A 25,649-nucleotide genomic window follows, 5' to 3' on the forward strand; every position below is an offset into this window, starting at 1 on the left:
TATAAAATACAAGCAACACTAGATTTTGTTAAATCGTGTAACTGCTAAGTACCACAGAATAGTTATTCTGTGGTCTTTCCTTCGATGGAGGCACCACAGAATAGTTATTCTGTGGTTTTTGTTTGTCAACTTCAATCCTCATCTTGTCCATGATTTTTTCGTACTGTTTAATACTGGCCGCCACATAAATCCTTGTGGTTTCGATTGAAGAATGTCCGAGGATATCAGCAAGATGGGACAGGTTCTTTTCAATGGAATAAAAACATTTTGCAAAAAGGTGCCTGAAATTATGGGGAAATACTTTTGATGGTTGGACCTGCGCATCCCTGCACAGTCTCTTCATGGAATGGTATATATTGCTCCTGTCCAGGTTTCTTCCGCTTCTTGTCCGGAAGATGCAGCCCTGTCTTATGTTGGATACTTTTGTATATTCTTTTAATAAACGGACCAGATTCTTAGGAAAGATGATTACCCTGTATTTTCCTTTCATGGATATTTCAGCCCTTCCAGTTTCTATGGCTTCCACTGTGACAAAGGGAAGTTCACTAATCCGTATCCCTGTACCATATAAGACCATCATTAAATAGTACAGCTGCTTATTTCCGTTTCTGTCGGCCGCCGCTATCAGTCTTTTGAAATCCTGTTCCGTAAGCTCCCGTTTTTCGTCTACATATACCCGTTTCTGTACTTTTAAGAATTTCACCTTAAATTCCAATAAATCCTTAAATTTTAAAAATGCGTTGATTGCTGAAAGCTTTCCATTTACAGTCTGCGGCTTGTACTGGCTGCTCAGATACTTCCGGTATTCTATAAGGGACTCCTTGTTTAAATCCATCTCCTCAATGAAGACCAGCATCTCTTTTACATCGTGCAGGTATTTACTGATTGTTGTTTCGGCTTTTTCTTCATTTCTCAGGTAGCTTTGAAATTCATTGATACATCCTTCTGTCATAAACGCCTCCATTGTCCTTCACATGCCTGATTAATATTCCTGATAAAGTTAATTGATTATTCCTGATTTTAGTCTCCCTGATTTAGAATCTTTTCATACTACGCAGAATGTTTAATATTGTCCGATTATTTAGAGCTATCATTATTTCCAAACATAACCGTACATGCAGAATATCCACCATGTTTTGTGGGAATAGGATTCTCAATATCCCAAAGCAATAACCCCCCTGCAAAAAAAGAGCCTCGTAAAGAAACGCTCTTTACAAGGCTGCCTTAAATAACCATATATCAATTGTTGTCCCCCCTCAAACGCATCCTGACGAACAATACGTAGAGTGTCCTTTCAAATCTTCCTATAATATTATACTCCCCCGTTTCATAAATATAAATATATCTGTTACAGCGCGATTTTGCTGCATTTCTAAACTATAGCGCCAACAGTGTCAATGGTGTATGATAAATGCTGTTTTATAATACAACGAATAGCATCTATTCCATTGCAGCATTATGAATTGCTGCAGTGGAACGGATGCTTGTAATAACTTTCACGTCAGAGTTAATCACCCTTTATAAAAATATTAAATATCAACAAAGCTTTTTCCATCTGTACGGGGATTATAGCTTGATTCAGCATTTCCCAATATTTATAGAAAATATATGGATTCCATTACCAAAGACATACCGATAGCCAATCACTTCCTGATATTCATCTTATGATATTTACCTTAAATCCATATTATCCAATAGAATGCATCAACAATGTATATTCTGATTGGGAATCCGATAATCCGTGAACATGAAAGCTTGGGTACGTTTCTGGTAAATCCATTTGTATCATCATATCATATAGCGGCAATAAAATCATTTATTTTCCCAGGAACATTTACTGTCTCAAATCCACTTTATTCAAGATTCGCATGATACTGCCAAAGCTTCCCCACGTCAATCCCCCTGTCCTCCACCATCATCATGGCCGTGGTGTCCCCAAACAGCAGCAGGGACTGTTCAAACAGGGAAGTCATGGGCTGCTTCGAGTGGATTTCATCCTCAGCTTTTGCCCTGCTCTCCACCGGAATCCTGACAAACACATCCGCCACATCCCTAAGCCCGCTTCTGGGGTTGCTACCAATGTGTACAACCGTGGCCCCCAGCGCTTTTGCCTTTCTGGCAATGCCTGCCGGGAACAGGGTTTCGCCGCTTCCCGAACCTACCACAAGGACATCCTTATCCGTGATGGCCGGCTCTGTAATCTCCCCCACCACCACGGTCCGTATCCCCAGATGGGCATACCGCTTCGCGATGCATTGGAGGGCCAGGAGAACACGCCCCACGCCTACGAAAAATACTTTCTCGGCTTTTAATATGGCGTCCAGGTATGCCTGGATTTCATCGTACCGTATGGCTGCCAGGGCTTCCCCGCATTCTGCTATGACTGTTTTCTCCATATGGTTATATAGTTCCTGATTAAACATGATAATCCCACCTTTCGTTCTCACTTATTTTGCTCCCGCCTTCCAACCTTATTTTCAAGCAGGAACCGTTCCACTTCCTTTGCCGTCGGAATGGACGGATGCCCGCCTTTCCTCGTGACACAGATAGCTGCCGCCGCGTGTCCATACCTTATAGCCGTTTCCATATCAGCCCCCTTACAGTACTGCACGGCCAGGGCGGCGCCGAATGTATCCCCGGCTGCGGTGGTATCAACGGCGTCTACATGGTACCCTTTCACCCATTTCATTTCCCTGCCGTCATAGAGCAGCGCTCCCCTGCTTCCCAGCTTCAGGAGCACATACCTGGGAGCCGCCTTCTCATAGAGCCATCTGGCAGCCTCCTCCGTATGCGCCTTTGTATCCGGCACGATTCCTGTCAGCGCAGCTGTCTCAGCCTCGTTAGGGGATATGATGAAAATCCCCCTCAGCCGCTCCAGGGGTATGGACATGGCCGGGCCGGCATCCAGGAATACCGGGATTTCCCTCTGCCTGGCCATCCCGTAAGTCTGGTAAACCGTCTCAAGGGGCATCTCCAGCTGCATGACCACCATGTCGAAATCCACCTGGTCCATTGCCCATTCAACATCCTCCGGCTTTATATGGTCATTGGCCCCTGATGCAAAGATGGAAAAATAATTTCCGTCCGCGTCAATGTTCATTGTGGACAATCCCGTAAGATGTCCCTCATCCCTGACCACAAAGGATGTATCCACTCCAGCCTCCTCCAGCTGCTTCATAAGCGCCCGGCCATTGTCGTCCGTGCCGATCCGCCCCACCAGATACGCATCTGCTCCCTGCATGGATGCCGCGTAAGCCTGGTTCGAGCCTTTTCCGCCTGTAACATATTCATAACCTGTACAGTAAATGGACTCGCCCATCTTCGGGATCCGCTCCACATTGTACATGATTAAATCCATATTCATGCTTCCCACAACCAGGATCTTAGGTTTTCCTTCCTTCATCTGACTCCCCTCCTCTATGACTGCACGCCTTCCGCACATTTTGCTTTTTTAGAAAAATGGAAGATATCGGACTGCAGACCGATGGATACCAATATCAATCCCCCCATCACAATGTTCTGCCACCAGGAATTTAAGTTTCCCGCATAATTAAATATGGTGTTGATGATGGAAATGATGAGGATGCCGAAAAATGTACCGCTGAACCTGCCCTCGCCTCCGGACAGCTTCACCCCGCCCAGCGCGCACATGGCAATGGCAGTTGTCTCCCATGCGTCCCCGGCCGTGGGCTGGGCGGTATACAGCTTGGAGGCCAGCAGCATGCCGGACAGGGATGCAAAGAGTCCGCAGATTGTAAATGCCGCAATCTTCACCGTATCTACCTTGAGCCCCATCATCCTGGACGCCTCCTCGTTGCCGCCCACCGCATAGAGCGCCATCCCAAGTTTCGTCCTTCTGCTGACGAACATGCAGGCCAGGGTAAGGACAGCCAATACGATAATCAGGATATGGATTCCAAAGGGCCTTGAGTCCCCCAGCAGGGATATGGCCGGATTGGTGATGGGAATGGGTTTTTTGGATGTCATCAGCATGATCATACCCCGCACTGCCAGCATCATGGCCAGGGTGGCAATCCAGGATGAAATCTTCATCTTAGCCACCATGAATCCATTCAGGAAACCGCATGCAGCGCCGGCCAGAAGTCCCAGCCCTATGCCCAGGAGCATGTTATCATTGCCGAACATTGCCATAAGCACGCCGCCCAGCGCCAGCACGGACCCCACGGACAGGTCAATCTGGCCAATCAATATGACAAAGGTCATTCCCAGCGCCAGGAAACCGCCGTCGCTGGCTCCCTTTTTTACCAGGTTCTGGACCGATGCAAAGGATAGGAAATTTCTGTCCGCAAACAGGATACCGGACAGGATGAACAGGATAAAAAACACTGCAATGGTACTTTTGGATTGAATCAACTGGTCTGTTTTCTTCTTGATATTCACGTCTGCCCCTCCTTATACGGACCTTTCCCGCTGAATATACACCGCAGCCACGATAATCACGGCCTTAAAGATATTGGCGTACTCATATGGAATGTTATTCATGTTCACCATGATGGTCAGAAGCTGCATGATCAGCGCGCCCACCACGGTCCCGAATATCTTCACACGGCCTCCCGACATACTGGTCCCGCCCACTGCAACCGCGGCGATTGCGTCCAGTTCCGCCAGACGGCCCAGGGAATTGCCGTCCGCTGCGCCGATTTTAGCGGTTGCCAGGATTCCGGCCACTCCGGCCAGCACGGCGCTTGCCATATAGACGAACATGATGGTCTTTGCCCCGCTGATGCCCGCCATCCTTGCGCTTCTCTGGTTGTCTCCCACTGCCTGTATGTACAGGCCCAGCACCATTTTCCTCATGATGAAATACACCAGGGCGATTACCGCCACGATGGGTATGATCTGGAAGGGCAGTATTCCGAAGAGTTTATAGCTTCCCAGCATTTTATACGCCTCTGCGTGGGGACCTGTTATGTTGAATATCTTGGCATCGTTTAACACCTGGGCCACGCCCCGGACTCCAATCATCAGGGCCAGGGTGACAACCATGGGCTGTACGCGGAGTTTTCCCACCATGACGCCTGCTATCATGCCCGAAACCGAACACAGGATCAGCGCGCCAAGGATGGCCGCCAACAGTCCATAGGGAAGAAGCTTAGCTGAAACAATGCCTGCCAGCGCCATGACGGCTCCCACAGATATGTCAATCCCGCCCGTGGCAATGACCATGGTCATCCCCATTCCTGTAAGGATTGCCACACATGTCTGCGTCACGATGTTCCAGGCCGTCCCTACGCTGAAGAAGTTGGGGGTAACCGCTATGTTCAGCAGCAGTATGGCTGCCAGTAAGATAAATGCGCTGTATTTCTGGATCATTGCCCGGTTATCTGCTTTTGTCCTTGCCTGATTACTCATTGTCCTCACCTCCCCCGGCTATCATTTCCATAATGACATCCTGCCGGATTTCATCGCCCAGAAGCTCCCCCATCTTACGTCCGTCCCGGATGACCACCACCCTGTCACAGTTCCGCTCCAGTTCCGCCATCTCAGAGGATATCATGAGGATGCTGATTCCTTTTTCCGAAAGCTCCCGTATCAGTGCCTCAATCTCGCCTTTTGCCCCAACATCAATTCCGCGGGTCGGTTCATCCATGATGATAAGCTTAGGGTCTGTGCACATCCATCTGGCCAGCAGCACCTTCTGCTGGTTTCCGCCGCTGAGTGTCCTGATTGCCTGTCCCTGTCCGGGCGTTTTAATGCCCAGGCTTTTTATGTAGCTATCCACGATTTCAGCCTGTCTCTTTCTGGGAATCACTCCGAAACGGCTGATTTTGGGAAGGAGGGCCACGGTCAGGTTCTCGCTGACCGACAGGTGGGGAAGGATTCCCTCCACCTTCCTGTCCTCTGTGCAGAATCCCATCTCCGAGGCAATGGCGTCTGCCGGACATCTGAACCTGCATTCCTTACCCATCCAGTAGACGGTTCCTTTGTCCGGCACCGCCGCACCGAAGAGTACCTTGGCAAGCTCTGTGCGCCCGGCTCCCAAAAGGCCGGCAAGCCCCACTACCTCGCCTTTCCTGATTTCAATCCCCAGACCGTTCAGCCTGGTGCCCTGCCGGATTCCTTCCATCTTGGCCAGGACCTGTGCCTGTTCCAGAAGATACCCTTTTTTCGTCCGCTCCAGCTGCTTTGCCTCCTTGCCGATCATGGCTGATATCAGCTGTCTCTGGTCTATCTCATGGATGTCCACGGAACCGGTCAGCGCCCCGTCCCGCAGGATTGTAATCCGTTCACAGATTTCAAATATCTCATCCAGGCGGTGGCTGATGAAGATAACGGCTATATTCCTTGCCTTCAGCTTGCGGATGACGCCGAAGAGCACTTCCACTTCCTTTGTATCCAGGGAAGAGGTAGGCTCATCCATGATGACCAGTTTGGCGTTGACGGAAATGGCCCGCCCGATGGCCACCATCTGCTGGACCGCGGTCCCATAGTCGGACAGCGGCCTGGTCACATCCACATGGATTCCCAAATCAGCCAGGATATGTCCGCATTCGGATATCATCCGTTTCCGGTCAATGGTCCTGTACCTGGTCATCAGTTCCCTGCCCAGATACATATTCTCGTACACGGTCTGGAACGGCACCAGGTTCAGTTCCTGGTAAATGGTGCTGATTCCTTCCTCCTGTGCCTCCAGGACAGTCCTTGGATTAATATCCCGGCCGTCAAACTCAATGCTGCCCCCATCTTTCTGGTAAAATCCTGTCAGTACCTTAATCAATGTGGATTTCCCGGCGCCATTTTCCCCCATCAGGGCATGGACCTCTCCCTCCGCCACCGAGAAATCCACCCCTTTCAGGGCGCGCACCCCCGGAAATTCCTTTACGATTCCTTTCATTGATAATATGATTTTTCCTCTTGACATCCTCTCACCCCTGTCTGTTTCAATGGGAAACCTGGGTTTTTATCCGTGATTTCCCTGATTTTGCGTACAAAAAACAGCCATCCCAAATTCAGTGCTTTTGTCTTACCGTTATAATCAGAATGGCTGTCTGTTACTTTTATAGTCCTGCTCCGGCGTATCAGAAAAACATTGTCAATCTTATCCTATTTTCAAACAGGCCCTAATATCCAAGGGACACATCTGCATTGTTGACGTCATACAGCGTATCTTCATTGATGTAGGAAGCTTCCACCGTCTCCCCTGCCGCCATTTTCCCAATCAGGTCAAATGTCACCTCGCCAAAGTAAGGGGAGCAGGAACAGGTACACAGCAGTTCACCTGCAATCAGGGCTTCCATGGCATCCTTGGACGCGTCCACGCATACCACCTGCATATCCTTGCCTGGCTCAAATCCGGCTGCCTTAATGGCTGCAATGGCGCCCATGGCCATGTCTGCACCGTGGCAGTATACGATATCGATATCATTGCCCTGGGCCTGGAGCACATTTTCCATCACTTCCTGCGCCTTAGGCATGCTGTAATTAGCCACTTGGTCGCTTATGACCTTAAGGTCCGTATCCGCAATGGCGTCCATGAATCCTTTCTGACGCTCCGTGGTGGATGTGGCTCCCTGGGTCCCCTGGATGATGACCACGTTGCCCTCGCCGCCGGTCACCTCGATTACCCTTTGGGCAACCTGTTCCGCTTCCCATACAAAGTCTGACATGACCTTGGTGGTGTATGCATTGCCTGCCTCGCCGTTAATGGAACGGTCAATGAGGATTACTCCGATTCCCGCGTCCATGGCAGATTTAAGCGCGGACTGCAGCCCATCCTCCTCCTGAGGAGCCACGATGATATATTCCACTCCCTGTGAAACCATATCTTCAATGTCAGACGCCTGTTTGGCAATGTTGCCGGACGCATCCGTATAAATCAGGTTTACCCCCAGCTCCTTGGCCTTCTCCTGGATGCTCTCTGTTTCCACTATCTTCCAGTTACTGCTGTTGTCACACTGGGAGAATCCGATGGTCATGCCTTCCAGCCCCTTCCCGGCCGCCGCACTCCCCGCCGCTTCCACAGCCTCTGTACCAGCCGCGTTACCGCCGGTTGTCCCGGCTGCCTGACTGTCCGTACCGGCGCCGCTTCCACAGGCACACATGGAAATCATCATCGCTCCCGCAAGTAATACGCTTACTAATCTCTTTTTCATTTAGAACCTCCTCGATTGCCCTGTTTGATTTGATAGCTTTATTATAGCGGACACCCCTATGGATTGAAATTCAATATTTCCCACACTTATTTTAAAATTCAGCAATGGATGGAACGAAAACAGGGCCTGCTGTTTTGGTAAAAGGGATATGCTTTCAATATTTGCTGTTTTTCTTTTAATATTTTGCAATGGGTAGTGGATATGGCATCCAATATGGCAACAAAAATTCAAAAGGGTACTTGAAAAAATCAAGTACCCTGTGTATAATTTACTTAGAAGTAATCAAAAGACCGTGGTGTGTCTGATGATTGCGCTTCGGATTACTACGGTAATTTATAGTTACGAGCTATCCTCTATGGCGGTAGAGGATAGCTATTTTCTATTCTGATGGTTATCTATGTAAGCAAGTGCCGCAAATATCACCAGCACCAATGTCAACACATTCTGCGTATCCATATTACATATCCTCCTTCGATTATTTCCGAAGGAAACCATCAGACTATCCTCTTACTTCTATATTCAATTATACATATATATTTTAGCATTAAGAAAATCCAGACGCAACGCAGGATGACCGCTCACACGCTCATACGCGCGTCTTCATACGCATTCATACGCGTGTTTCCCTCACCTACCCATTCCTGTACTCCGACGGCGTCATCCCGCACATCCCCTTAAACACCGTGCTGAAATAAGACGGCGTGGCATACCCACAGGCAATCGCCACCTCATAATTCTTCATATTCGTATGCTTAAGGAAATACTTCGCCTTCTCTATCCTGATTCCCGTCAGATACTCGATAAAGGTCTGCCCGGTCTCATTCTTAATAATCATCCCCAGATAGGATACGCTGACGTGGGCATAGGCAGCCACATCGCCCATGGAAAGGCCTTCCTCGGAATAATGCTCCTCCACATACTGCGCGGCCCGCTCCATGATTCCCTTGTACCGGCTACCGGATATCTTTTCAAAATAGGCGTGGATTAAGAAGCATGCGCGGCCCAGCTCCTCAATCATGTCATTGCGCTTCTTTTTCTCAAGAATCCTCTGATAATACTGCCTTGGGTCCCCCAGGATTTCTTCGGCGTTCCCGCCCGCCTCCTCCGGCAGCCGGATGCATTCCCCATATAGATTGGTGATGATCAGCACCAGCTGCATATAGGAGAGGACCTGCCTTCCCGACAAGGTATCCTGCAGTTCCCTCAGCGCATCCTCAATTCCCTGGGGACTTCCGCTTTTTATCTCAAAGAACAGGTTTTCCTTGTCAAATTCCGGTAAATCAAAGGAAGAAAATGCAGAACCGCTGCTGTCCGGTGCCGCAAGGCTCTTCATGAAGCGGACCTCGCTGTCCTTCCTGACATTCAGATAGGACTGATGCAGACCTTCCAGCCCCCTGGATATGGTTCCAAAGAACAGTTCCACCGGCCCTGTCTCCTCATTAAATGTCCCAAAGGCTTCCCGGACACGTCTGCCCTCCTGTTTCACCTCCCCAGGCGACTCACCGCAGATGCACAGGATCCGCTCCCCCGCATTGGCGCGCAGTACCGTAAGTCCGTTCTGTCCGTCTTCGCCGTACAGCCCTTTTAAGGTACGGTTCACAAAATCCTCCAGACTCCTGTCCATATCGATGACATGCAGATAATCGCACTCCATGCTGATGACCGGGAATCCCTCAATCGCAAGGATTCCGGCTCCATAATACCGGTCCAGCACAGGCTCACCCAGACGTCCTATGTAATCCCCCAGCTCCTCCACACTGCATTTCTGCAGCAGGAGCTTTGTATACATCTGCTGGCGGAGCGCCTGCATGTCCTCATACCGCATGGACTTAAGCTCCATGAATTCCCGGTCCTTCTTCCGCTCTTCCTCGATTTCCATGCGCAGTTCCACCACGGTTTTCTTTAGCTGTTCCAGGTTGATGGGCTTTAAGATGTATTCCGATACCCCCATCTTGAGTGCCCTCCTGGCATACTCAAACTCATCATATCCGCTGATGACCACAATCCGTATCCCAGGATAATCCGCCTTTAATTTCTCCGCCATATCAATGCCGTTCAGCCGCGGCATCTTGATATCCGTAATGATTACATCCGGCGGATTCTGTTCCACCAGCTTCAGCGCCTTTTCGCCGTCCCCTGCCTCCCCGATGATCTCATAGCCCAGGTCCGCCCAATCCACACAGGTTACCAGCCCCATGCGCAGAAGTTCCTCATCTTCCACAATCATTAATTTAAGCATTTTGCGCTGCCTCCTCCTTCTTGGGCAATGTGATATATACCTGCGTCCCCTTTGTATACTCACTTCTGAAATCCAGACCATATTCCTCCCCGAAATATGCCTGAATCCTCCTCTGGACATTGATTACCCCGTACGCATTGTCATTGTACCTTGCCCCGGATGCCATCATGGCCCTAATCTGCGCCAGCCGTTCCGGCTTCATACCAAGCCCGTCGTCAGATACGCACAGAACCAGCCGGTCCTCTGTCTCTTCCCCGGTGATGGTGATGGTGCCGTGCTCATCCTTTTCCTTAATCCCGTGATAGATGGCATTTTCCACCAGAGGCTGCAGAATCATCTTAATCACCCTGTACCCCATCAGGTCTTCACTGACATCAATCTTATAATCAAGTATCCTGTCATATCGTATTTTCTGGATGGAAATGTAGCTTTCCACATGCCTGATCTCCTCTGCCAGGCTGATGAAATCCTTCCCCCGGCTAAGCCCAATCCGCAAAAAGCCTGTCAGGGAATCAATCATCTCCGACACCTTATCCGTCCGGTTCATACGCGCCATCCAGTTGATGGAATCCAGGGTGTTATACAGGAAATGCGGCTTAATCTGGTCCTGGAGGGCATTAAACTCCGCCTGCACCAGCTTCTGCCTGGTGTCCCTCTCCCTGGCCATCAGGTCATCCACCTTATATACCATGTGGTTGAAGCCATGGATCAAATCCCCGATTTCATCCTTCCTGTCCTCCTCAATCCGTACCGAGAAGTCCCCATCCTCCACCTTCCTCATGCCGTCAAGGACCCTGCCCAGCGGTCCGGCGATGTTCTTAGCCCCAAACCAGGCCATGAACAGGGATGCGCCGCCGAAAAACACAATGAAAACCAGGATTGTGTTGCGCATCACCTGGGCCTCTGCATACATATCCTTATAAGATATAAGTCCCAGTATCTTCCAGTTGCTGTCAGACAGCGGAATCAGCTCTCCCAGATACTTCCTGCCCCCGATGTCAAGTTCCAGGGCGTCGCCCTCATGAAGGCTGTCCTGCCCTGCAATGCTTGCATTGATTGTCCCTATATCTTCCTCTGACAGTTCATCATTATTGGCATATATGATCCTATCGTCTTCGTTTAAGATGAAGGTATTCCCGCCGAAAACCATCTCCCCGTCCTGGATGGACTTAAGGTCTTCCACCAGCACGTCCACCACGGTGACGCCCAGTATATCCGTGGATGCCTTATCATGTATGGGCACTATGATGCTGATGGTCAGAAGGTTCAGGTTGTTGGCCACACTGGAGCCTTCATGAGGTTCCATCCATAAGGGTTTACCTGTCTCCATCACGGTCCGGAACCACGGCTCGTCCCGGTACTCCTCCTTATGAAGGCTGTAATAGCTGCGGAAAATAGCCCCGTTGGCCCCCAGCACGTAAATCCCGTTGATATTCTCCGAACTCCTCCAGGTGTAATACAATGAATTATTGAAATTAATCCGTTCCTTATAAATTTCTTTATCCGTATCCGGCAGCGGCCTTCGAAGGGCCTTCTGGATATCACTGTCCTCCGAGGTCACCTCCGCCATATGCTGGGCATCCGAGAGGACCCGGTCCGTATCAATGTTAATCTGGCGGAGGGAATTCCCCACCGAATCCGCTGTCAGACGGTATACGCTGTTCATACTGATAAAATAACACACGGCCATGCTCACCAGGAAGAGCGCTGCCAGGATTGCAAAATAGATTAAAAGTCTGGCCTGAATGGAATATTTCCATTTTTTAAAGTTCCTTCTCATAATCAGCCTCGTTTTTCTCTTGATTGTTAATCTTGATGGTTATCATTGTATCATATCGCGTTGTGTCTGACCATTGGATTTGTGGGAAGGATGGGGCAGCAGATATCTTTCCTTGGGATACTCCTCGGGTGTTGTATTTTAAATGGATTTGAAACAAAATGATAAAAAAGGGGAACAGCTTCATGCCATTCCCCTGCATCCCTATGCCATTCCCCTAAACCAGATCGCGTTTCAGCGGCAGCCAGTCCAGTACCTTCTGGATATTCCGGTCCCAGTAATCCCATGTATGGGCGCCCGGCTCTTCGTCATAAGTAAGGTCCACGCCCATACTGCGGATTTCATCCCGGATATGGCAGTTTAACCCATATATAAAATCCTCGGTACCGCACGCCTGATACAGTTTCGGCAGCTCCGTTCCCCGGGCCTTTAATTTTTTAAGTGTGGACATTAAATCGCTGTCTGTCCCCGCAATGTCCTTCAAATCATCCTTAATCGCATCCATTATCGGATTACCTTCCCCATTCATCTGCATGTCCATTGTCCCAAAGATATCCAGTGCGCCGGACAGGCTCGCGGCGCAGGCATAGCGCTCCGGATGGGAAAATGCCAGCTTATAAGCCCCGTATCCTCCCATGGACAGGCCTGCTACGAAGTTGTCTTCCCTTTTCTCAGAAAGCGGGAACAGCGCCCTGGCAATTTTAGGTACCTCCTCGCTGATATAGGTGAAATATCTGCCGCTCTTTAAATCCTGATAAAAACTGTTTCCGGCTGAAGCCATCACCACGGCTATCTTGTGTTCCTGGGCATATTTCTCGATACTGGTAAATCTCACCCAGTCCGCGTAATCCCCATAACCGCCATGCAGGAGATACAAGGTCTGATATTTTGCCCCCGCTTTAAAGTAGGATACTTTTTTGTTGTTTAAAAGCTCATCCGAGTCGGGAGTCGGAATAATTACATACAGGTTCTCTCCCTTTAATAAAGTTTCTGAAAAAAAGTTACAGTGTAATAATGCCATGCCACATTCCCCTTTCTATTCCTTATAATTTTGTGCATTTGTATTGATATACAGTTCCACATCTTTCTCACGTACTTTATAGAACAGTCCGAAGATAACCATCATGCCAAGCATCCCAAGCGCCGGCAGTAACGTTATCATTGAAAAAATCCCCTTCAGCGTATGCGCCTCCTGGGCCACATTGGGGACATAGCCGCTGGCTGTCAGCAGGAACGCCCCGAGGCTTGCGGCCACGGCCTGGCCTAGCTTTGTAGTAAATGTCTGGATGGAAAAGGAAATCCCGGTCGCCCTCTCCCCTGTCACATAGGTCCCATATTCGATACAGTCCGCTGTAATCATCGGATACATCACATTGGTCATTCCGATGGCCAGTCCTCCGATTCCCATACAGATGACCACCATGACAATACTTCCATAGCCAATCATGTAAAATCCGCCATATATGATGACACCCACCGCACAACTTGCCATTGTCACGGCATATTTTCCGAATCTCCGGATCAGCGGAGGGGCAATCACAGCCGCCGCAAGCATAGGTACAATGGATATTATCATCATCAATGCAATATAGTCTTCGCTTCCAAGATTATAAATTGCAAAATAATTGCTTACCACTGTAATTGTATTACATGAAAACATAAGGGTAATCCCCAGATAATAAATCAGGAGATATTTGTTATGCAGGACATAATCGACAATACGTCTGATTGTGACCCCGGTGTCCGCCACCTGGTATTTCTCATGGACGACCGGACGCATAAGGTTCATCAGAATACCACCCGCCACTGCAATTACAGCCGCCGCACCAATCCAGCCAATGCCGGAAACCAGCTTCATGATTACAGCGGAAATGACCAGCAAACCTCCCACGGCAAAGAGCCTGCTGTTGGCCAGCATGGAATTCCGTTCATCCACATTATTGGAAATAGCCGTGGATATCCCAAACCCCGGGACATCGCTGACCGTATAGGTCATGCCCCACAGAACATAGGTTATGGTAATGTAGACAAGTTTTCCTGTGGCGGATATATCCGGCACGCAGAATACCAGCAGTGTTATCACAGGCAGTACCAGCGATGCAATATTAATCCAGAACTTATACTTTCCCGGTTTCCGGTTCACCTTGTCAACAACAATACCAAACATGGGATCGTTAACCGCATCCCAGATCCGCGCTGCCAGGAAAATCGTACCGATTGCCGCTGCGGACACCCCCATGTAGTCTGTAAAATACAGCATCGCAAAAGAGCTTACGATAAAATACAGCATGTTCTGCCCCAGGAAATAGCAATAATAGGTTCCTCTTTGGACAGTTGTCGTTTCACGATTTTGAATCATACCATTCTCTCCTTTTCCGTTTTAAGTAATTACTTTTGTGTCTGTAATTTTATCTCATATCCGAAAATGGCACATTTCCATTTTTGACTTGGTTTTTCAATAAACACCCTGTCTTTTTGACGAAAAATCCTAAAAAAATACCCTATTTTTCTTTTCCTTAAAGAAAAGTCAAAATAGGGTATAAAAATAGTAATTATAAACAATTTCCGCAGCTATCCGGTCAACGTACCGGCAGCCATTCCATCAGCATCACTTCGTGGGATTCCAGATGCACAGGAACCACAGCCAGATCCGTCAGATAAACTTCCCGGGTATCAAAGTGGTACAGGGACTTATTTTTCAAGAACCGAAGTCCGTCCGGTTTCAGGGACCGGGGCGCCCCCATCCGGATCCATGCGTCATAGACAGAGCCTTCTTCCCGGTTCACCCGGTAAGTATTACGGATGTAATATCCATTCATCCCTTTAAGTTTCAGCAGGACTTCTTTGTCTGCCTCCTCAAAATAATGGTACCTGTCTTCCTTTTCAATCTGTCTGAACTGATAATTTTTCAGCCTGCAATAGTTAAATAACAGGACGGTCACGCTCCCATCCTCTGATTTTGTGGCAACAAAGCAGTCTCCCCACGCAGCCACGGTGTCCCGCAGCATATTCATCAGTTCATAGACATAGTATACCGGCTTCTTCAGGCCGTTTCTGGTGATAAAGCCGATACCCCCATGAAAAAGTTCTTCCTTAAAGGCGACCTCCTCAAAGATATCACTGAATGTCCAGTATGCCGCCGCATCAGCCTGTCTGCTGATCTGCAGCATACCTGCCGCAAAATAGGCTCCCTTGAAACACGTATCGTTAATGACCTCCCTGGGATCCGGAACCAGATTCCATTCATTAATAATCAGTTCACCCTGAAAACCATACTGCCGTATCTGTTGTCCCAGCCGTTCAAATATCTGTCCGCTTTCCTCAATATCCGCAAAGTACAGATCCCCAATCATCCTTTGGGGAAGCAGGAAATCTGTGGTATGGTTCGTAAGCGCATCGTCTTCCCATGCTTTCCAGACCGCATCCTCATTCCGGACACCGTAAAGGCTGAAGGAAAGGAAGTCCAGTTTTATCGTTTCCCTCTTGATGTATTGCATATATGCCCTGACAATCTCAGGAGTCATAAGCACCGCAAAGGTATTCATTCCACCCACGGTAAGTTCCCTGTCTACCTTCTTGATGCTTTCATAGGTGGATTTCAAAAATGGATATCCTGATTTTTCAGGGGATGGATCCAGCTTGGAAATCAGGTCCGGATCATTCCAGATTTCAAAATACCAGGTCCGCACCTCATCCCTTCCATACCGTGTAATCAAGTGCAGCAAAAAGGCCTGTATGAGATTCTCCCACTTGATGATATCCTTAGGTTTACCGATATTGGCGCGCCAGGCAAACATATACTTGCGTTCAGCTGACAGCTTATCCGGCATGAATCCCAGTTCCATGAACGGCTTCAGGCCGATTTCCTGTAAAAAATCCAATAGTTCATCGGCATAGTTAAAATTGTAATAAGGGATTCCATCCTCATCTTCATGGTAAATCCGCATCTCATCAGAAAGAATGCCATGGAATCTTACATATTGAAAGGGTATTTCCTGCTGCACCATGCGCAGCTGGTTCCGGGTCTCCTCATTTAAGCCGTCCGCCGCCTTCCCAAATGCCAGGATCCGGTTCCACACCTTATTCAAGCATCCATTATCCTGTGCGGTATCAATGTGTATGGTTTCTGAAGGCGTACGTGCCGTCACCTGTCCCCTGTACCCATACAGTGTTTCCAATGCCTGTCTGCGCAGCGCTTTCTGCGGCTTCCCGCTTAGCTGCTGCGGCCCCCGTCCAAATCCCCGGTCCCCCTTTGCTGCTCCTGCCGGTACTCCGCAGGCGTCCTGTTAAAATGTTTCCTGAATGCCTTATAATAAGATTTCGCATTTGCAAAGCCGCACTGCAGCGCCACTTCCAAAATCGTTTCCTGTGTATACTTCAGAAGTTCCAGCGAGTGATACAGCCGCTGGGACGTAATATATTCTGAAATGGTAATCCCCATCAGGTTTGAAAAATGTCTGGACAGATACTGTTCATTCAGGTGTACATGACCGGCTAACTCGCCCAAAAGGATGGGCTCCCGGTAATGCTCCCCGATGTAGGCCGCAATGCGTTTAATGTGGTTCCTGTTTTCTTTTCCATTCTTCCACTTTTCATCTGAATAATACTTCACCAGTTCCAGGCCAATCTGAAAGATTCCTGCCTCCAGGAGCATCCGGTACTCCGTTCCTCCTGTCTGCAGATTCCAAACCACCTCCGCAAGCATTCCCCGCAGCCTGATATCTCCCAGCAGCCCGTGTCTTTTGTAAATATTATCGGAAAAGTCCGTATAAAAACGGTTGAAATAAGCCGTATCCAGCTTGAACACAAGGAATACTCCCCCTCTGTCCTTCCTGACCGCAAATGGGGTATACCGGTTAAGCACCACCAGCTCCCCTTCCGAAAGCCTTTCTTCCATATCCCCGTTGGTGATAAAAACAGTCCCCTGAAGCGCCAGCACCATATGAAGCATTTCGTCACAGCAGTGCCAGAAGCTTCCATCCTCCATCCCCTCATCCATATACAGTGAAACAGGGATTGGAACCCCCGTTTGCTTATCTCTGTTTTTCTTCTGTTTCACCCCGATTCACCCCGTTCTTCTTTGTATTGTTACCGGACATGCCCCCAAACAGCTGCACCATACCAACCCGTCCATGGTATTGCCGGGCCATGGCCAGAAGTTAAAACAAATAGGAAAATAACACATTTTCAAAAACAGTATATCATATTATGTTCCAATATTAACAGGATTTTACTCCAATTAAAGCAAAACAGCATAGTCATAACGGCTATACTGTCTGCAGATAAACCATCTTCAATTTTAATTACATCCAAATATGATTAAAGTCTTCCAGCCCTTAAGCAAACGTAACCGTTGTGCCATCCATCCCTTCCAACGCCTCTATCGCCGTATCCAGGCTGGTGATGATTGCCTTCCTGTCCGGATACCTGCGGACAAATTTCATGGCGGCCTCCACCTTAGGAAGCATGCTTCCGGGAGCAAACTGGTTATCCCGGATGTATTCCATCCCATCCTTTAAGTTCAGATGGTCAAGGTTTTTCTGGTCCTGTTTTCCCCAGTTGACAGCTACCTTTTCCACTTCTGTCAATATCATCAGAATGTCGGCATCCACCCGTTCGGCCAGCAATTCGGCCGCATGGTCCTTATCAATGACAGCCGCCACCCCCTCCAGTGTCCCATCCATATTCTCAATCACCGGAATCCCTCCCCCGCCGCATGAAATCACGATGGAGGATTCCCATAAATCCTTAATTGCATCAATCTCCACAATCCTTCTGGGAATGGGTGAGGCAACCACCCTTCTGAATCCCCTCCCGGCGTCCTCTTTCATCCTGTATCCTTTTTCCGCCTCCAGTGCCTCTGCCTCTTCCTTTGTATAAAAAGGTCCGATGGGCTTCGTGGGATTTGAAAAAGCAGGGTCGTCCTTATCCACCACGATCTGTGTGGTCACGGATAGCACCGGGTAATTCATGTTCCTTTTATTTAATTCATATTTTAAGGACTGCTGGATATGGTAACCGATAAACCCCTGGGACATGGCGCCGCATACATCAAAGGGCATTGCAGGCGTCACATCCCTGGCTGCTTCGGATGCAAGCAATATCCTCCCCACCTGCGGGCCGTTTCCATGTACAATCGCAATCTCATATCCTTTACAGCAGATATCCGCAATATATCCGCATGTCTTCTTCACCACTTCCAGCTGGCCCTCTGCCGTGGGCTGGCTGTTTTTAGACTGAAGGGCATTGCCGCCCAGCGCTATGACGATTCTCGGCATATCTTCTCCTTATGCAATCAGCTGATTCCTCTTCCACCCATAAAGTTTTCCAATGACTCCTTTGCAGCCATCCGTTTAAGCTCTCCAGCTACATTTTCCCTCTGGTACTGGGTAAAATATACCAGCAGTCCCCGCATGGCGGTCAGACGGTTCCCCGCCTCCTCCCAGCACAGGGAGGAATCCGAATCAGCTACCTCGTCCGTTACATCCTCACCCCTGGTCGCAGGCAGGCAGTGCATGAATTTACATCCGATGTTCCCCAGTGACATCAATTCCCGGTTGACCTGATAATCATGGAATACGCGGACCCGTTCTTCCCTCGGCATCTCATTCTCATACAGTCCATACCATACGTCCGTATAGATAAAATCCGCTCCCCGCACCGAATCCCTGTTGTCGGTAACTTCCCAGGTCCCGCCTGAAACCCTGCAGTTTCCTTCCAGGATATCCTTATACTGCTCATTTAACTGATGTGCCTTTGGTCCATAGTGGACAAAATGCATTCCAAGCTTGGTGGTAATGAAGCCAAGGGAGGCGCATACCTGTGTCCCGTCACCCACGAACACAACCTTGCATTCCTCTAATTTCTTACCTCTTGGCAGGTTCTCCATGATTGTACACATGTCGCCGATTTCCTGGGTGGGATGGTTATAATCAGACATGCCGTTTAAGACCGGTATGGAACAGGATTGGGCCAGTTCCACAACCGTCTTATGTTCAATGACGCGGGCCATGACCACATCAATCAGCTGGGACAGCACCTTGCCCGTATCCCCTATGGTCTCATGGCCGCCCAGCTGTATCATGCCAGGCCCCAGGTACTGGGCATGTCCGCCCATCTGTTCCATGGCGGTTTCAAACGAAACCCGCGTCCTGGTGGAGGATTGCTGGAAAATCATTCCCAGCGTCCTGTTTTTCATCAGCGGCGGATAATAACCGTCCCTGATGCTTCTTTTTATCTCCAGGGAAAGATTTACAATGTCCAGGATTTCCTCTTTCGTCAAATCCTGCGTGTCAATAAAATGTCTCACCCCATTTGCATACATATCGCCATTTCCTCCTGATTCATCATTCATTTATTCCTCTATCGGTTTAACCACTGCATTAAGCCTCATAGACAACCTTGCCATCCACAATGGTCATCTGTACCTTAAAGTTGACAATATCATCCGGCTCCTCGTATGGATCCCGGTCAAGGACCGTAAAATCTGCATATTTGCCAACCTCCGTACTTCCCCGTTCCTTCTCCTCAAACGCCGCATACGCACAGTTCCAGGTATAGCACCTGATTGCCTCCGTCACGCTCATCCTTCTCCCCGGATGGGAGCTGTTCACAAGGGAGTGGATTCCCGACAACGGATTCAAACCGTTGATTGGCGAGTCGGAACCTCCGGCAAATACCAGGCCGGAATCAATCCAGGTCTTATAACATTCCATGCGGGCGGTCCGCTCCTTGCCAAAATACTGTTCCAGGTGTCCGCCGGGAAAATCATAAAGGTAGAGGTATTCCGGCTGTGCGGAAATGACCAGCCCTAAATCAACAGCCATCTGGATCTGTTCGTCCGTTGGCAGGGTAAAATGTTCTATGCGGTGACGCAGGCCCTTGTCCCCCTGTTCCTTGATTACCCTCTGGTAGATATAGAGGATCTGGTCAATGGCCCGGTCCCCCATGGCATGGAAACTGCATTGCCTGCCATCCGCATGGGCTTTGGACACAATATGGTACAGCTCCTCATCCGTGTGATAAAGGAATCCCCGTGTTTCCGGCCGGTTGTCATATGGCCGGCTAAGGGCCATTGTCCACTGTACATCGGCCCCGTCCAGGGTAAGGCATCCGCCATGGCGCGGGAGATGGAACTCCTCTGCATCTTCATAGCGCCATATCTGTGGATAGATAACCATATGTATGGGCATGGAATCCTGTTTTTTCTGCCAGATACGGATATCCTTATTATTGCGGACAAACTGCCCTTCCAGCCCATGGAAACCCGTAATCCCCAGGCTTAATGCACTGGCGATGAAATCATCCATCATCCCTTCCAGATGTTCCTCGTCAATGGTGTCCATGATATCCATCAGCGCGATGAACTGGGCCGTATCGGAATTAATGATGCCCGTGTCATAATGCACCCCGTCCAGGTCCTCAGGGAATACCAGCTGGCTCAGTGCCCTTGTGTTCAGGGTGCTTCCATGTCCGTCCAGATTCAGGATCATGACTTTCTTTCCATGGGAAATCCGGTCGATGTCCGTGCGTGTGGGAACATTACCGCCCTCCATCATCACAGGCAGGTAACCGGATGCCAGGACTAAATCATCCTCAGAGGAAGCACAGCGTTCCTCCACCAGTTCCAGGACCTCAGCCGCACTCTTTGCATTGACAAGATTAACGGCGCTGGCCGTGACAGCGGAAAGCGAAGCGTGGATATGGGAATCAATGAGACCGGTAACGATTGTGCTGTCCGGCAGATTCAGGACAGAGACACCCTCCGGAACCGGACAGCCGGAGCCGATGGCTGCAATTTTCCCCTGATTAACGGCCACCCAGGTTGCTGTTGGATTCGATTCATCCATGGTAATGATTTTCTTTGCGTTGATTACCAGATCATATTTCATTGTTCATAACTCCTTTCAGAAACTATAGCCCGGACTGCTGCGCTTTTAAATTCCCGGCCTCCTTCACTATGAAACCAATTGCCAGGCAAAATGCCAGTAAATCCGACAGGAACTGGCTGTACCAGACCCCCATGACCCCAAACACGGATGAGAGCAGGAACATCAGTGGAATCACCACCACATACCGGCTTATGCCGATAATGATGGAAATCCTGACTTTTTCCACCGACTGGTAATAACAGGAAATAAAATATGCAGTCATACCAAGACTGGTCAGACATGTAAACAGGCGTATGGCGCGGGCGCCTGTCACAATCAGCTCTGCGTCGCCTCCTGCAAACAGCCGTATGATGGCCGGCGCAAAAATCACCACCGGGAGACTCACCACAATCAGCACCAGAAGATGGATCCGGATTCCCGACCGGAGCAGTTCCAAAAGACGTCCGGGTTTTCCTGCCCCATAGTTGAAGCTGGCAATGGGCTGAAGGCCATTTGCCATGGTCTGGGAGAAAATCATGACCGTATAGGCAATATAGGAATTGATGATGCCAAAGGCAGCCAGTTCAAGGTCTGAACCATATCTTCCCAGCAGATGGTTGATGACCAGGGTGGAGATGAAGATGGCTGCCTGAAACCCCAGATACGGAAGTGCGATCTTAAAGGATGCCGCCACCAGTGAAAAGTCAATCTTCAAATCGGAAAGACGTATTTTAAATATTGTATCTCTATTAAACAAAAAGTAAAGTATTGCCATGAAACTAAGCCCCAGGGTACAGCCATAATAGATACCTGCCCCAAGGATGCCGATTTTCAGCACCATGACCCCATAGTACAGGATTGCCAGGGCAGTCATGGACGCTGCGCCCATGGCAAAGGAGGCGATACCCGGTTTTTCGTCCACCCGGAGTACAGAACCGAGAATCTGTCCCAGCACACAGAACGGAAGGCCGAACATGAATGCCCTGATGAAAATCACACATTCATTAACCAGCTCCGCAGGCGCTCCCAAAAAAGCAGCCACGGTCCTGGCATTAAAAAATACCAGGGCTGAAAAGACGGTCATCATGACAGCCATGAACCAAAAGACCGTGGAGAAGGTTTTCCTGGCGCCTTCCTCATCCCCGTCCCCCAGTTTAATCGCCGCAAGGCTGCTGATGCCAATGCCAAGCCCTGTTCCCAAGGCAAGGTTTAAGGTCTCAATGGGCATGACAATGGAAATGGTGGCAAGGCCGCTGCGTCCTAAGGCGTTGCCGATGATGATTCCCTCCGCAATGACCATGACAGCCTGGGCCAGCATCCCCCAAAATGTGACTACGCTGTAATGAATGAATAAGGACTTAATGTCCTTCGTGCCCATTTCCCGTTCTTCCTCGGAATATTCAACGGCACCGGCCACGGTAACAGCTTCCTCTGCATATGACATGGATGGACCTCCTTTCTATTGTCTGGGGGCGGGATCCGGCTGCTGTAACGCCATGCAGTGGATATTGCCTCCGCAAAGGGACCATTCCCTGGTCCAGATTTTAATGATCTGCCTGTCAGGCATCAATTTGGCATACAGGTCGCATGCAACCTGGTCCATGGGATCCCCGTACTGTGGAACAAGCAACGCATGGTTCATGAAATAACAGTTAATATAAGTGACTGCCAGCGGAAGTCCTGCAACCCTGGACGCCGCGGCTTCACAGATATCGATTCCGGCATTTTCCTCCTCAGTAATATGTAATATATCCGGAAGGGGAATCTTATGGATCTCCAACCTGCGTCCCCTGGCATCCGTTTCACTGCTCAGGATATCATAAGCCTCCTTTAACGGTTTATAATGGGGGTTATTAACATCATCGGTCCATGAGAGGGCCACCACCCCCGGCCTGACAAAGAAACACACATCGTCCACATGTCCGTCTGTCTCGTCAAATGCCATGCCGTCCTTTAACCAGATGACTTTTTCAAGATTCATATATTCCTTCAGGTATTCCTCCACCTGTTCCTTAGCCATATGAGGATTCCTGTTCCTGTTTAAGACACTGTTTTCCGTGATGATCAGGGTTCCCTGGCCATCGACCTGGGTGGCGCCCCCCTCCAGCACCATTTTCCTGGCATCATACCGGTCATAGTCTTCCAGGTCCAGAAGCTTGGCTGCAAATTCCGAATCATACTTCCATGGGAAATAAAGTCCGCCCTCCAGTCCGCCGTAGGCATTCCATCCCCATGTGACGCCGCGCATATCCCCTTTATCATTGATGACATAGAAAGGCCCTTTGTCCTGGGCCCAGGCGTCGTCCGTAGACATCTCCACCACCCGCACCGCTTCCGGGAGACGCGCCCTGGCATTCTCATACTGACCGGATGAACAGAATACGGTCAGCTTATCGTATTTTATGATTTCCTTTGCCACATCCACCAATACCTGCTGGGCCGGTTTGCCCCCGTTCCTCCATGTATCCGTTCTCTCAGGCCAGATTAAAAAGTCCTGTCTACGTGGTTCAAACTCTCCCGGCATACGGAACCCGTCCTTCTTTGGCGTACTATGAATTATTTTCATGATAAATCCCCTCCTGTCTAATTTAAATCACTTCCAAATATATTCGGTAATCCCATCATACGGGATTTATATGAAAGGTACAATTACCCGGAGGCAGTACCACGAAAATTACTACCTGCCATAACACTTTCGTTCTATAAACCTTACGTCCGTCTACTCCCCCCTTGATTGTATTTCCCGTTTCTATATGCTAAAATAGGCATATCAGAATGGGAGAGGGGAATTATGGTGACTTTGACAGAGGAAGACTGGAGAAAGTTAGATGACTGTATCCTGAAAATCCATACCACTGAGGCACTGGATGCGATGCAAAGACAGTTTATGGAAGATTTGGACGGACTGATCCCAAACCAGAAGTCCTTTTTTGATCTGTGCAGCTGTAAAGACAGACAGTTCTATTTCTTCCACCCGGTATCCGTAAATATGACGGTGGAGCAGATTACTTCATATTATAAACAGTATCAGTTCTCGGATTATGTGGCATGGATTTTCAATACCGACCAGCCCATCATCTACAGCGACTCAGATATCGTCAGCAATCCTGTCCGGGAAAATTCCCTGATTTACAAGCGGTGGATGGAACCCATGGGTGTCTACTACAGCATGGGGAGCACAATTGTTGAACACCAGATCATGTTCGGTTCAATCACGCTGTTCAGAAGCCGTGATACCAGCGACTTCGGCGAACGGGAAATAGAAATCCTGAAAATCCTGAACCGCCACCTGTCCGCCAGCTTTTCCATGCGTTTTCCAAATGGATTAAAAAAGAATGATAAAGAAACCGACAAAAGCCGGATGAAGCGGTACGGCCTGACGGAGAGGGAGGAGGAAATCATGGAGCTGATCATTTCCGGCATCAGCAATCAGCAGATTGGTGAAAAACTCTTCATCTCGGAAAATACCGTTAAGAAACATATTAATAATCTGTACCGGAAGCTTGACGTGGTCAACCGCTCCCAGCTTATGACAAATTATTATAATCAGGCATCCATGCTGGTGGATATTAATGAGAGGATGGATTGGGGAGGTTAAATCAAAAACCCCGGAAGGAATCTCCTCCGGGGACTTTAATGTCTAATTATTCCCAATTTTTTCCAGCAGTTCCTCTATCTCCTCCCTATCCGGCATTACCTTTAACGCCCCGCGCTTCGTCGTAACCAGGGAAGCTCCCGCATTGGCAAATAAGAGCATCCGGCGGATATCCCTCTCCGTAAGACAATCCAGCCCCTTCTCCAGAACCATGTCCAGCATACATCCGGTAAATGTATCGCCGGCACCGGTTGTCTCAATCGTATTTTCCTGGACAAAGGGCTTCCCTATAATCTTCATGCCTTTATAGTACGCCCTGCTTCCCTCTTTTCCGAGGGTCACACATACAAGCGGTATCTTGTATTTCTCCTGAAGGATGAAAGCGCCCTTATCATAATCTGTCTCACCTGTCATGAATATCAGTTCGTTATCAGATATCTTCAGGATATCACAGCAAGCCATGCCATACCCAATGGCTTCTTTAGCATCCTTTAAATCATTCCACAAAGGTTCCCGGAGATTGGGGTCAAATGAAACCAGGGCGCCCGCTTCTTTTGCACATTGAATGGCATACATGGAAGCTTCCCTGACTCCCGCATGGGTAAAGGACAGGGAGCCAAAATGGAATATCCTGGAATTCATGATTATGTCGCAGGGAACTTCTTCCCTTTTAAGCATCATATCGGCTCCTGGATTACGGTAAAAAGAAAAGTCCCTGTCACCATCCGGATATGTATGTACAAATGCCAGTGTGGTATGCACTTCTTTGTCCATTATCAATCCCTCTGCATGAATCCCCACGGACTCAATGGCTTCCTTCAGAAGACTGCCAAACCGGTCCTGCCCTACCTTTCCGATAAATGCTGATTTTTTACCAAGCTTTGCCAGCATCGCCAGCACATTGCAGGGTGCGCCGCCCGGATTCGCTTCCAACAGCACGTTGCCCTGTTGGCTGATTCCATTTTCAGTGAAATCAATCAGCAGTTCCCCCAACGCCGTTATGTCATATTTTCTTTCTGTCATATATATGCCTCCTGTGGAAAATATCATTTAT

At 49.0% G+C, this 25,649-nt stretch carries 20 protein-coding genes; 1 reads left to right on the top strand and 19 read right to left on the bottom strand.

What is annotated here, in order from left to right; translation table 11 throughout:
* Positions 1 to 28: 28 nt before the first annotated feature.
* The 18 genes from LK536_RS44770 to aguA all read right to left on the bottom strand — a co-directional run bounded on the left by LK536_RS44770 (position 29) and on the right by aguA (position 23,566).
* Entirely contained in the window at positions 29 to 952 is a 924-nt protein-coding gene (locus tag LK536_RS44770) for a tyrosine-type recombinase/integrase (RefSeq protein ID WP_227796232.1), read from the bottom strand.
* Between the two features lie 901 nt (positions 953 to 1,853).
* Positions 1,854 to 2,423, bottom strand: a complete 570-nt coding sequence (gene hxlB / locus LK536_RS44775) for a 6-phospho-3-hexuloisomerase (protein ID WP_227796231.1) — start codon at positions 2,421 to 2,423, stop codon at positions 1,854 to 1,856.
* Between the two features lie 20 nt (positions 2,424 to 2,443).
* Positions 2,444 to 3,403 (bottom strand): ribokinase, encoded by a 960-nt coding sequence (locus LK536_RS44780; protein ID WP_227796230.1) that lies wholly within the window; start codon positions 3,401 to 3,403, stop codon positions 2,444 to 2,446.
* Between the two features lie 14 nt (positions 3,404 to 3,417).
* The gene (locus tag LK536_RS44785; protein ID WP_120057803.1) at positions 3,418 to 4,401 is read right to left on the bottom strand and encodes an ABC transporter permease; all 984 of its coding nucleotides are present in this window, start codon (positions 4,399 to 4,401) and stop codon (positions 3,418 to 3,420) included.
* A 12-nt stretch (positions 4,402 to 4,413) separates the two neighbouring features.
* Positions 4,414 to 5,373, bottom strand: a complete 960-nt coding sequence (locus LK536_RS44790) for an ABC transporter permease (protein WP_050927259.1) — start codon at positions 5,371 to 5,373, stop codon at positions 4,414 to 4,416.
* The gene (locus tag LK536_RS44795; protein WP_227796229.1) at positions 5,366 to 6,883 is read right to left on the bottom strand and encodes a sugar ABC transporter ATP-binding protein; all 1,518 of its coding nucleotides are present in this window, start codon (positions 6,881 to 6,883) and stop codon (positions 5,366 to 5,368) included. The genes LK536_RS44790 and LK536_RS44795 overlap by 8 nt, the downstream gene beginning before the upstream one ends.
* A gap of 199 nt (positions 6,884 to 7,082) precedes the next feature.
* A complete protein-coding gene (locus tag LK536_RS44800) occupies positions 7,083 to 8,114 on the bottom strand; it encodes an ABC transporter substrate-binding protein (RefSeq protein ID WP_227796228.1) in 1,032 nt (343 codons plus the stop codon).
* 631 nt (positions 8,115 to 8,745) lie between these two features.
* Positions 8,746 to 10,353, bottom strand: coding sequence for a response regulator transcription factor (locus LK536_RS44805; protein WP_025486011.1), 1,608 nt, complete (start codon positions 10,351 to 10,353; stop codon positions 8,746 to 8,748).
* On the bottom strand, positions 10,346 to 12,133 hold the full coding sequence (locus tag LK536_RS44810) for a cache domain-containing sensor histidine kinase (protein ID WP_227796227.1): 1,788 nt from the start codon (positions 12,131 to 12,133) through the stop codon (positions 10,346 to 10,348). Before LK536_RS44810 ends, LK536_RS44805 begins: the two co-directional genes overlap by 8 nt.
* Before the next feature lie 214 nt (positions 12,134 to 12,347).
* Complete coding sequence (locus LK536_RS44815) at positions 12,348 to 13,151, bottom strand: alpha/beta hydrolase (protein WP_227796226.1); 804 nt, start codon at positions 13,149 to 13,151, stop codon at positions 12,348 to 12,350.
* Positions 13,152 to 13,166: 15 nt separating this feature from the next.
* Positions 13,167 to 14,489, bottom strand: a complete 1,323-nt coding sequence (locus tag LK536_RS44820; protein WP_227796225.1) for an MFS transporter — start codon at positions 14,487 to 14,489, stop codon at positions 13,167 to 13,169.
* A gap of 220 nt (positions 14,490 to 14,709) precedes the next feature.
* On the bottom strand, positions 14,710 to 16,278 hold the full coding sequence (locus LK536_RS44825) for a GH39 family glycosyl hydrolase (RefSeq protein WP_227796309.1): 1,569 nt from the start codon (positions 16,276 to 16,278) through the stop codon (positions 14,710 to 14,712).
* A gap of 65 nt (positions 16,279 to 16,343) precedes the next feature.
* Complete coding sequence (locus LK536_RS44830) at positions 16,344 to 17,129, bottom strand: helix-turn-helix domain-containing protein (protein WP_506092164.1); 786 nt, start codon at positions 17,127 to 17,129, stop codon at positions 16,344 to 16,346.
* A 337-nt stretch (positions 17,130 to 17,466) separates the two neighbouring features.
* Complete coding sequence (gene arcC / locus LK536_RS44835) at positions 17,467 to 18,408, bottom strand: carbamate kinase (protein ID WP_130789683.1); 942 nt, start codon at positions 18,406 to 18,408, stop codon at positions 17,467 to 17,469.
* Positions 18,409 to 18,425: 17 nt separating this feature from the next.
* A complete protein-coding gene (gene ptcA / locus LK536_RS44840; protein ID WP_034577690.1) occupies positions 18,426 to 19,454 on the bottom strand; it encodes a putrescine carbamoyltransferase in 1,029 nt (342 codons plus the stop codon).
* A 58-nt stretch (positions 19,455 to 19,512) separates the two neighbouring features.
* On the bottom strand, positions 19,513 to 21,021 hold the full coding sequence (locus LK536_RS44845) for an amidohydrolase (protein ID WP_227796223.1): 1,509 nt from the start codon (positions 21,019 to 21,021) through the stop codon (positions 19,513 to 19,515).
* Positions 21,022 to 21,043: 22 nt separating this feature from the next.
* On the bottom strand, positions 21,044 to 22,444 hold the full coding sequence (locus tag LK536_RS44850; RefSeq protein ID WP_227796222.1) for an MATE family efflux transporter: 1,401 nt from the start codon (positions 22,442 to 22,444) through the stop codon (positions 21,044 to 21,046).
* A gap of 15 nt (positions 22,445 to 22,459) precedes the next feature.
* Entirely contained in the window at positions 22,460 to 23,566 is a 1,107-nt protein-coding gene (aguA, locus tag LK536_RS44855) for an agmatine deiminase (RefSeq protein ID WP_227796221.1), read from the bottom strand.
* Positions 23,567 to 23,791: 225 nt separating this feature from the next.
* On the opposite strand from aguA, the gene LK536_RS44860 reads away from it, so the two are divergent.
* On the top strand, positions 23,792 to 24,598 hold the full coding sequence (locus LK536_RS44860; RefSeq protein WP_227796220.1) for a helix-turn-helix transcriptional regulator: 807 nt from the start codon (positions 23,792 to 23,794) through the stop codon (positions 24,596 to 24,598).
* A 42-nt stretch (positions 24,599 to 24,640) separates the two neighbouring features.
* Here the strand turns inward: LK536_RS44860 and LK536_RS44865 are convergent, their stop codons facing one another.
* Positions 24,641 to 25,618, bottom strand: a complete 978-nt coding sequence (locus LK536_RS44865; RefSeq protein WP_227796219.1) for a carbohydrate kinase family protein — start codon at positions 25,616 to 25,618, stop codon at positions 24,641 to 24,643.
* Positions 25,619 to 25,649: the final 31 nt, after the last annotated feature.

The sequence above is a fragment of the Clostridium pacaense genome (assembly GCF_020709765.2).
GTDB lineage: Bacteria > Bacillota > Clostridia > Lachnospirales > Lachnospiraceae > Enterocloster > Enterocloster hominis.

Excerpts from the sequence above, each read along its gene's own strand:
- LK536_RS44770 (WP_227796232.1), bottom strand. The coding sequence starts at position 952 with ATGACAGAAGGATGTATCAATGAATTTCAAAGCTACCTGAGAAATGAA.
- hxlB (WP_227796231.1), bottom strand. The coding sequence starts at position 2,423 with ATGTTTAATCAGGAACTATATAACCATATGGAGAAAACAGTCATAGCA.
- LK536_RS44780 (WP_227796230.1), bottom strand. The coding sequence starts at position 3,403 with ATGAAGGAAGGAAAACCTAAGATCCTGGTTGTGGGAAGCATGAATATG.
- LK536_RS44790 (WP_050927259.1), bottom strand. The coding sequence starts at position 5,373 with ATGAGTAATCAGGCAAGGACAAAAGCAGATAACCGGGCAATGATCCAG.
- LK536_RS44795 (WP_227796229.1), bottom strand. The coding sequence starts at position 6,883 with ATGTCAAGAGGAAAAATCATATTATCAATGAAAGGAATCGTAAAGGAA.
- LK536_RS44800 (WP_227796228.1), bottom strand. The coding sequence starts at position 8,114 with ATGAAAAAGAGATTAGTAAGCGTATTACTTGCGGGAGCGATGATGATT.
- LK536_RS44805 (WP_025486011.1), bottom strand. The coding sequence starts at position 10,353 with ATGCTTAAATTAATGATTGTGGAAGATGAGGAACTTCTGCGCATGGGG.
- LK536_RS44810 (WP_227796227.1), bottom strand. The coding sequence starts at position 12,133 with ATGAGAAGGAACTTTAAAAAATGGAAATATTCCATTCAGGCCAGACTT.
- LK536_RS44815 (WP_227796226.1), bottom strand. The coding sequence starts at position 13,151 with ATGGCATTATTACACTGTAACTTTTTTTCAGAAACTTTATTAAAGGGA.
- LK536_RS44820 (WP_227796225.1), bottom strand. The coding sequence starts at position 14,489 with ATGATTCAAAATCGTGAAACGACAACTGTCCAAAGAGGAACCTATTAT.
- LK536_RS44830 (WP_506092164.1), bottom strand. The coding sequence starts at position 17,129 with ATGGATGAGGGGATGGAGGATGGAAGCTTCTGGCACTGCTGTGACGAA.
- arcC (WP_130789683.1), bottom strand. The coding sequence starts at position 18,408 with ATGCCGAGAATCGTCATAGCGCTGGGCGGCAATGCCCTTCAGTCTAAA.
- ptcA (WP_034577690.1), bottom strand. The coding sequence starts at position 19,454 with ATGTATGCAAATGGGGTGAGACATTTTATTGACACGCAGGATTTGACG.
- LK536_RS44845 (WP_227796223.1), bottom strand. The coding sequence starts at position 21,021 with ATGAAATATGATCTGGTAATCAACGCAAAGAAAATCATTACCATGGAT.
- LK536_RS44850 (WP_227796222.1), bottom strand. The coding sequence starts at position 22,444 with ATGTCATATGCAGAGGAAGCTGTTACCGTGGCCGGTGCCGTTGAATAT.
- aguA (WP_227796221.1), bottom strand. The coding sequence starts at position 23,566 with ATGAAAATAATTCATAGTACGCCAAAGAAGGACGGGTTCCGTATGCCG.
- LK536_RS44860 (WP_227796220.1), top strand. The coding sequence starts at position 23,792 with ATGGTGACTTTGACAGAGGAAGACTGGAGAAAGTTAGATGACTGTATC.
- LK536_RS44865 (WP_227796219.1), bottom strand. The coding sequence starts at position 25,618 with ATGACAGAAAGAAAATATGACATAACGGCGTTGGGGGAACTGCTGATT.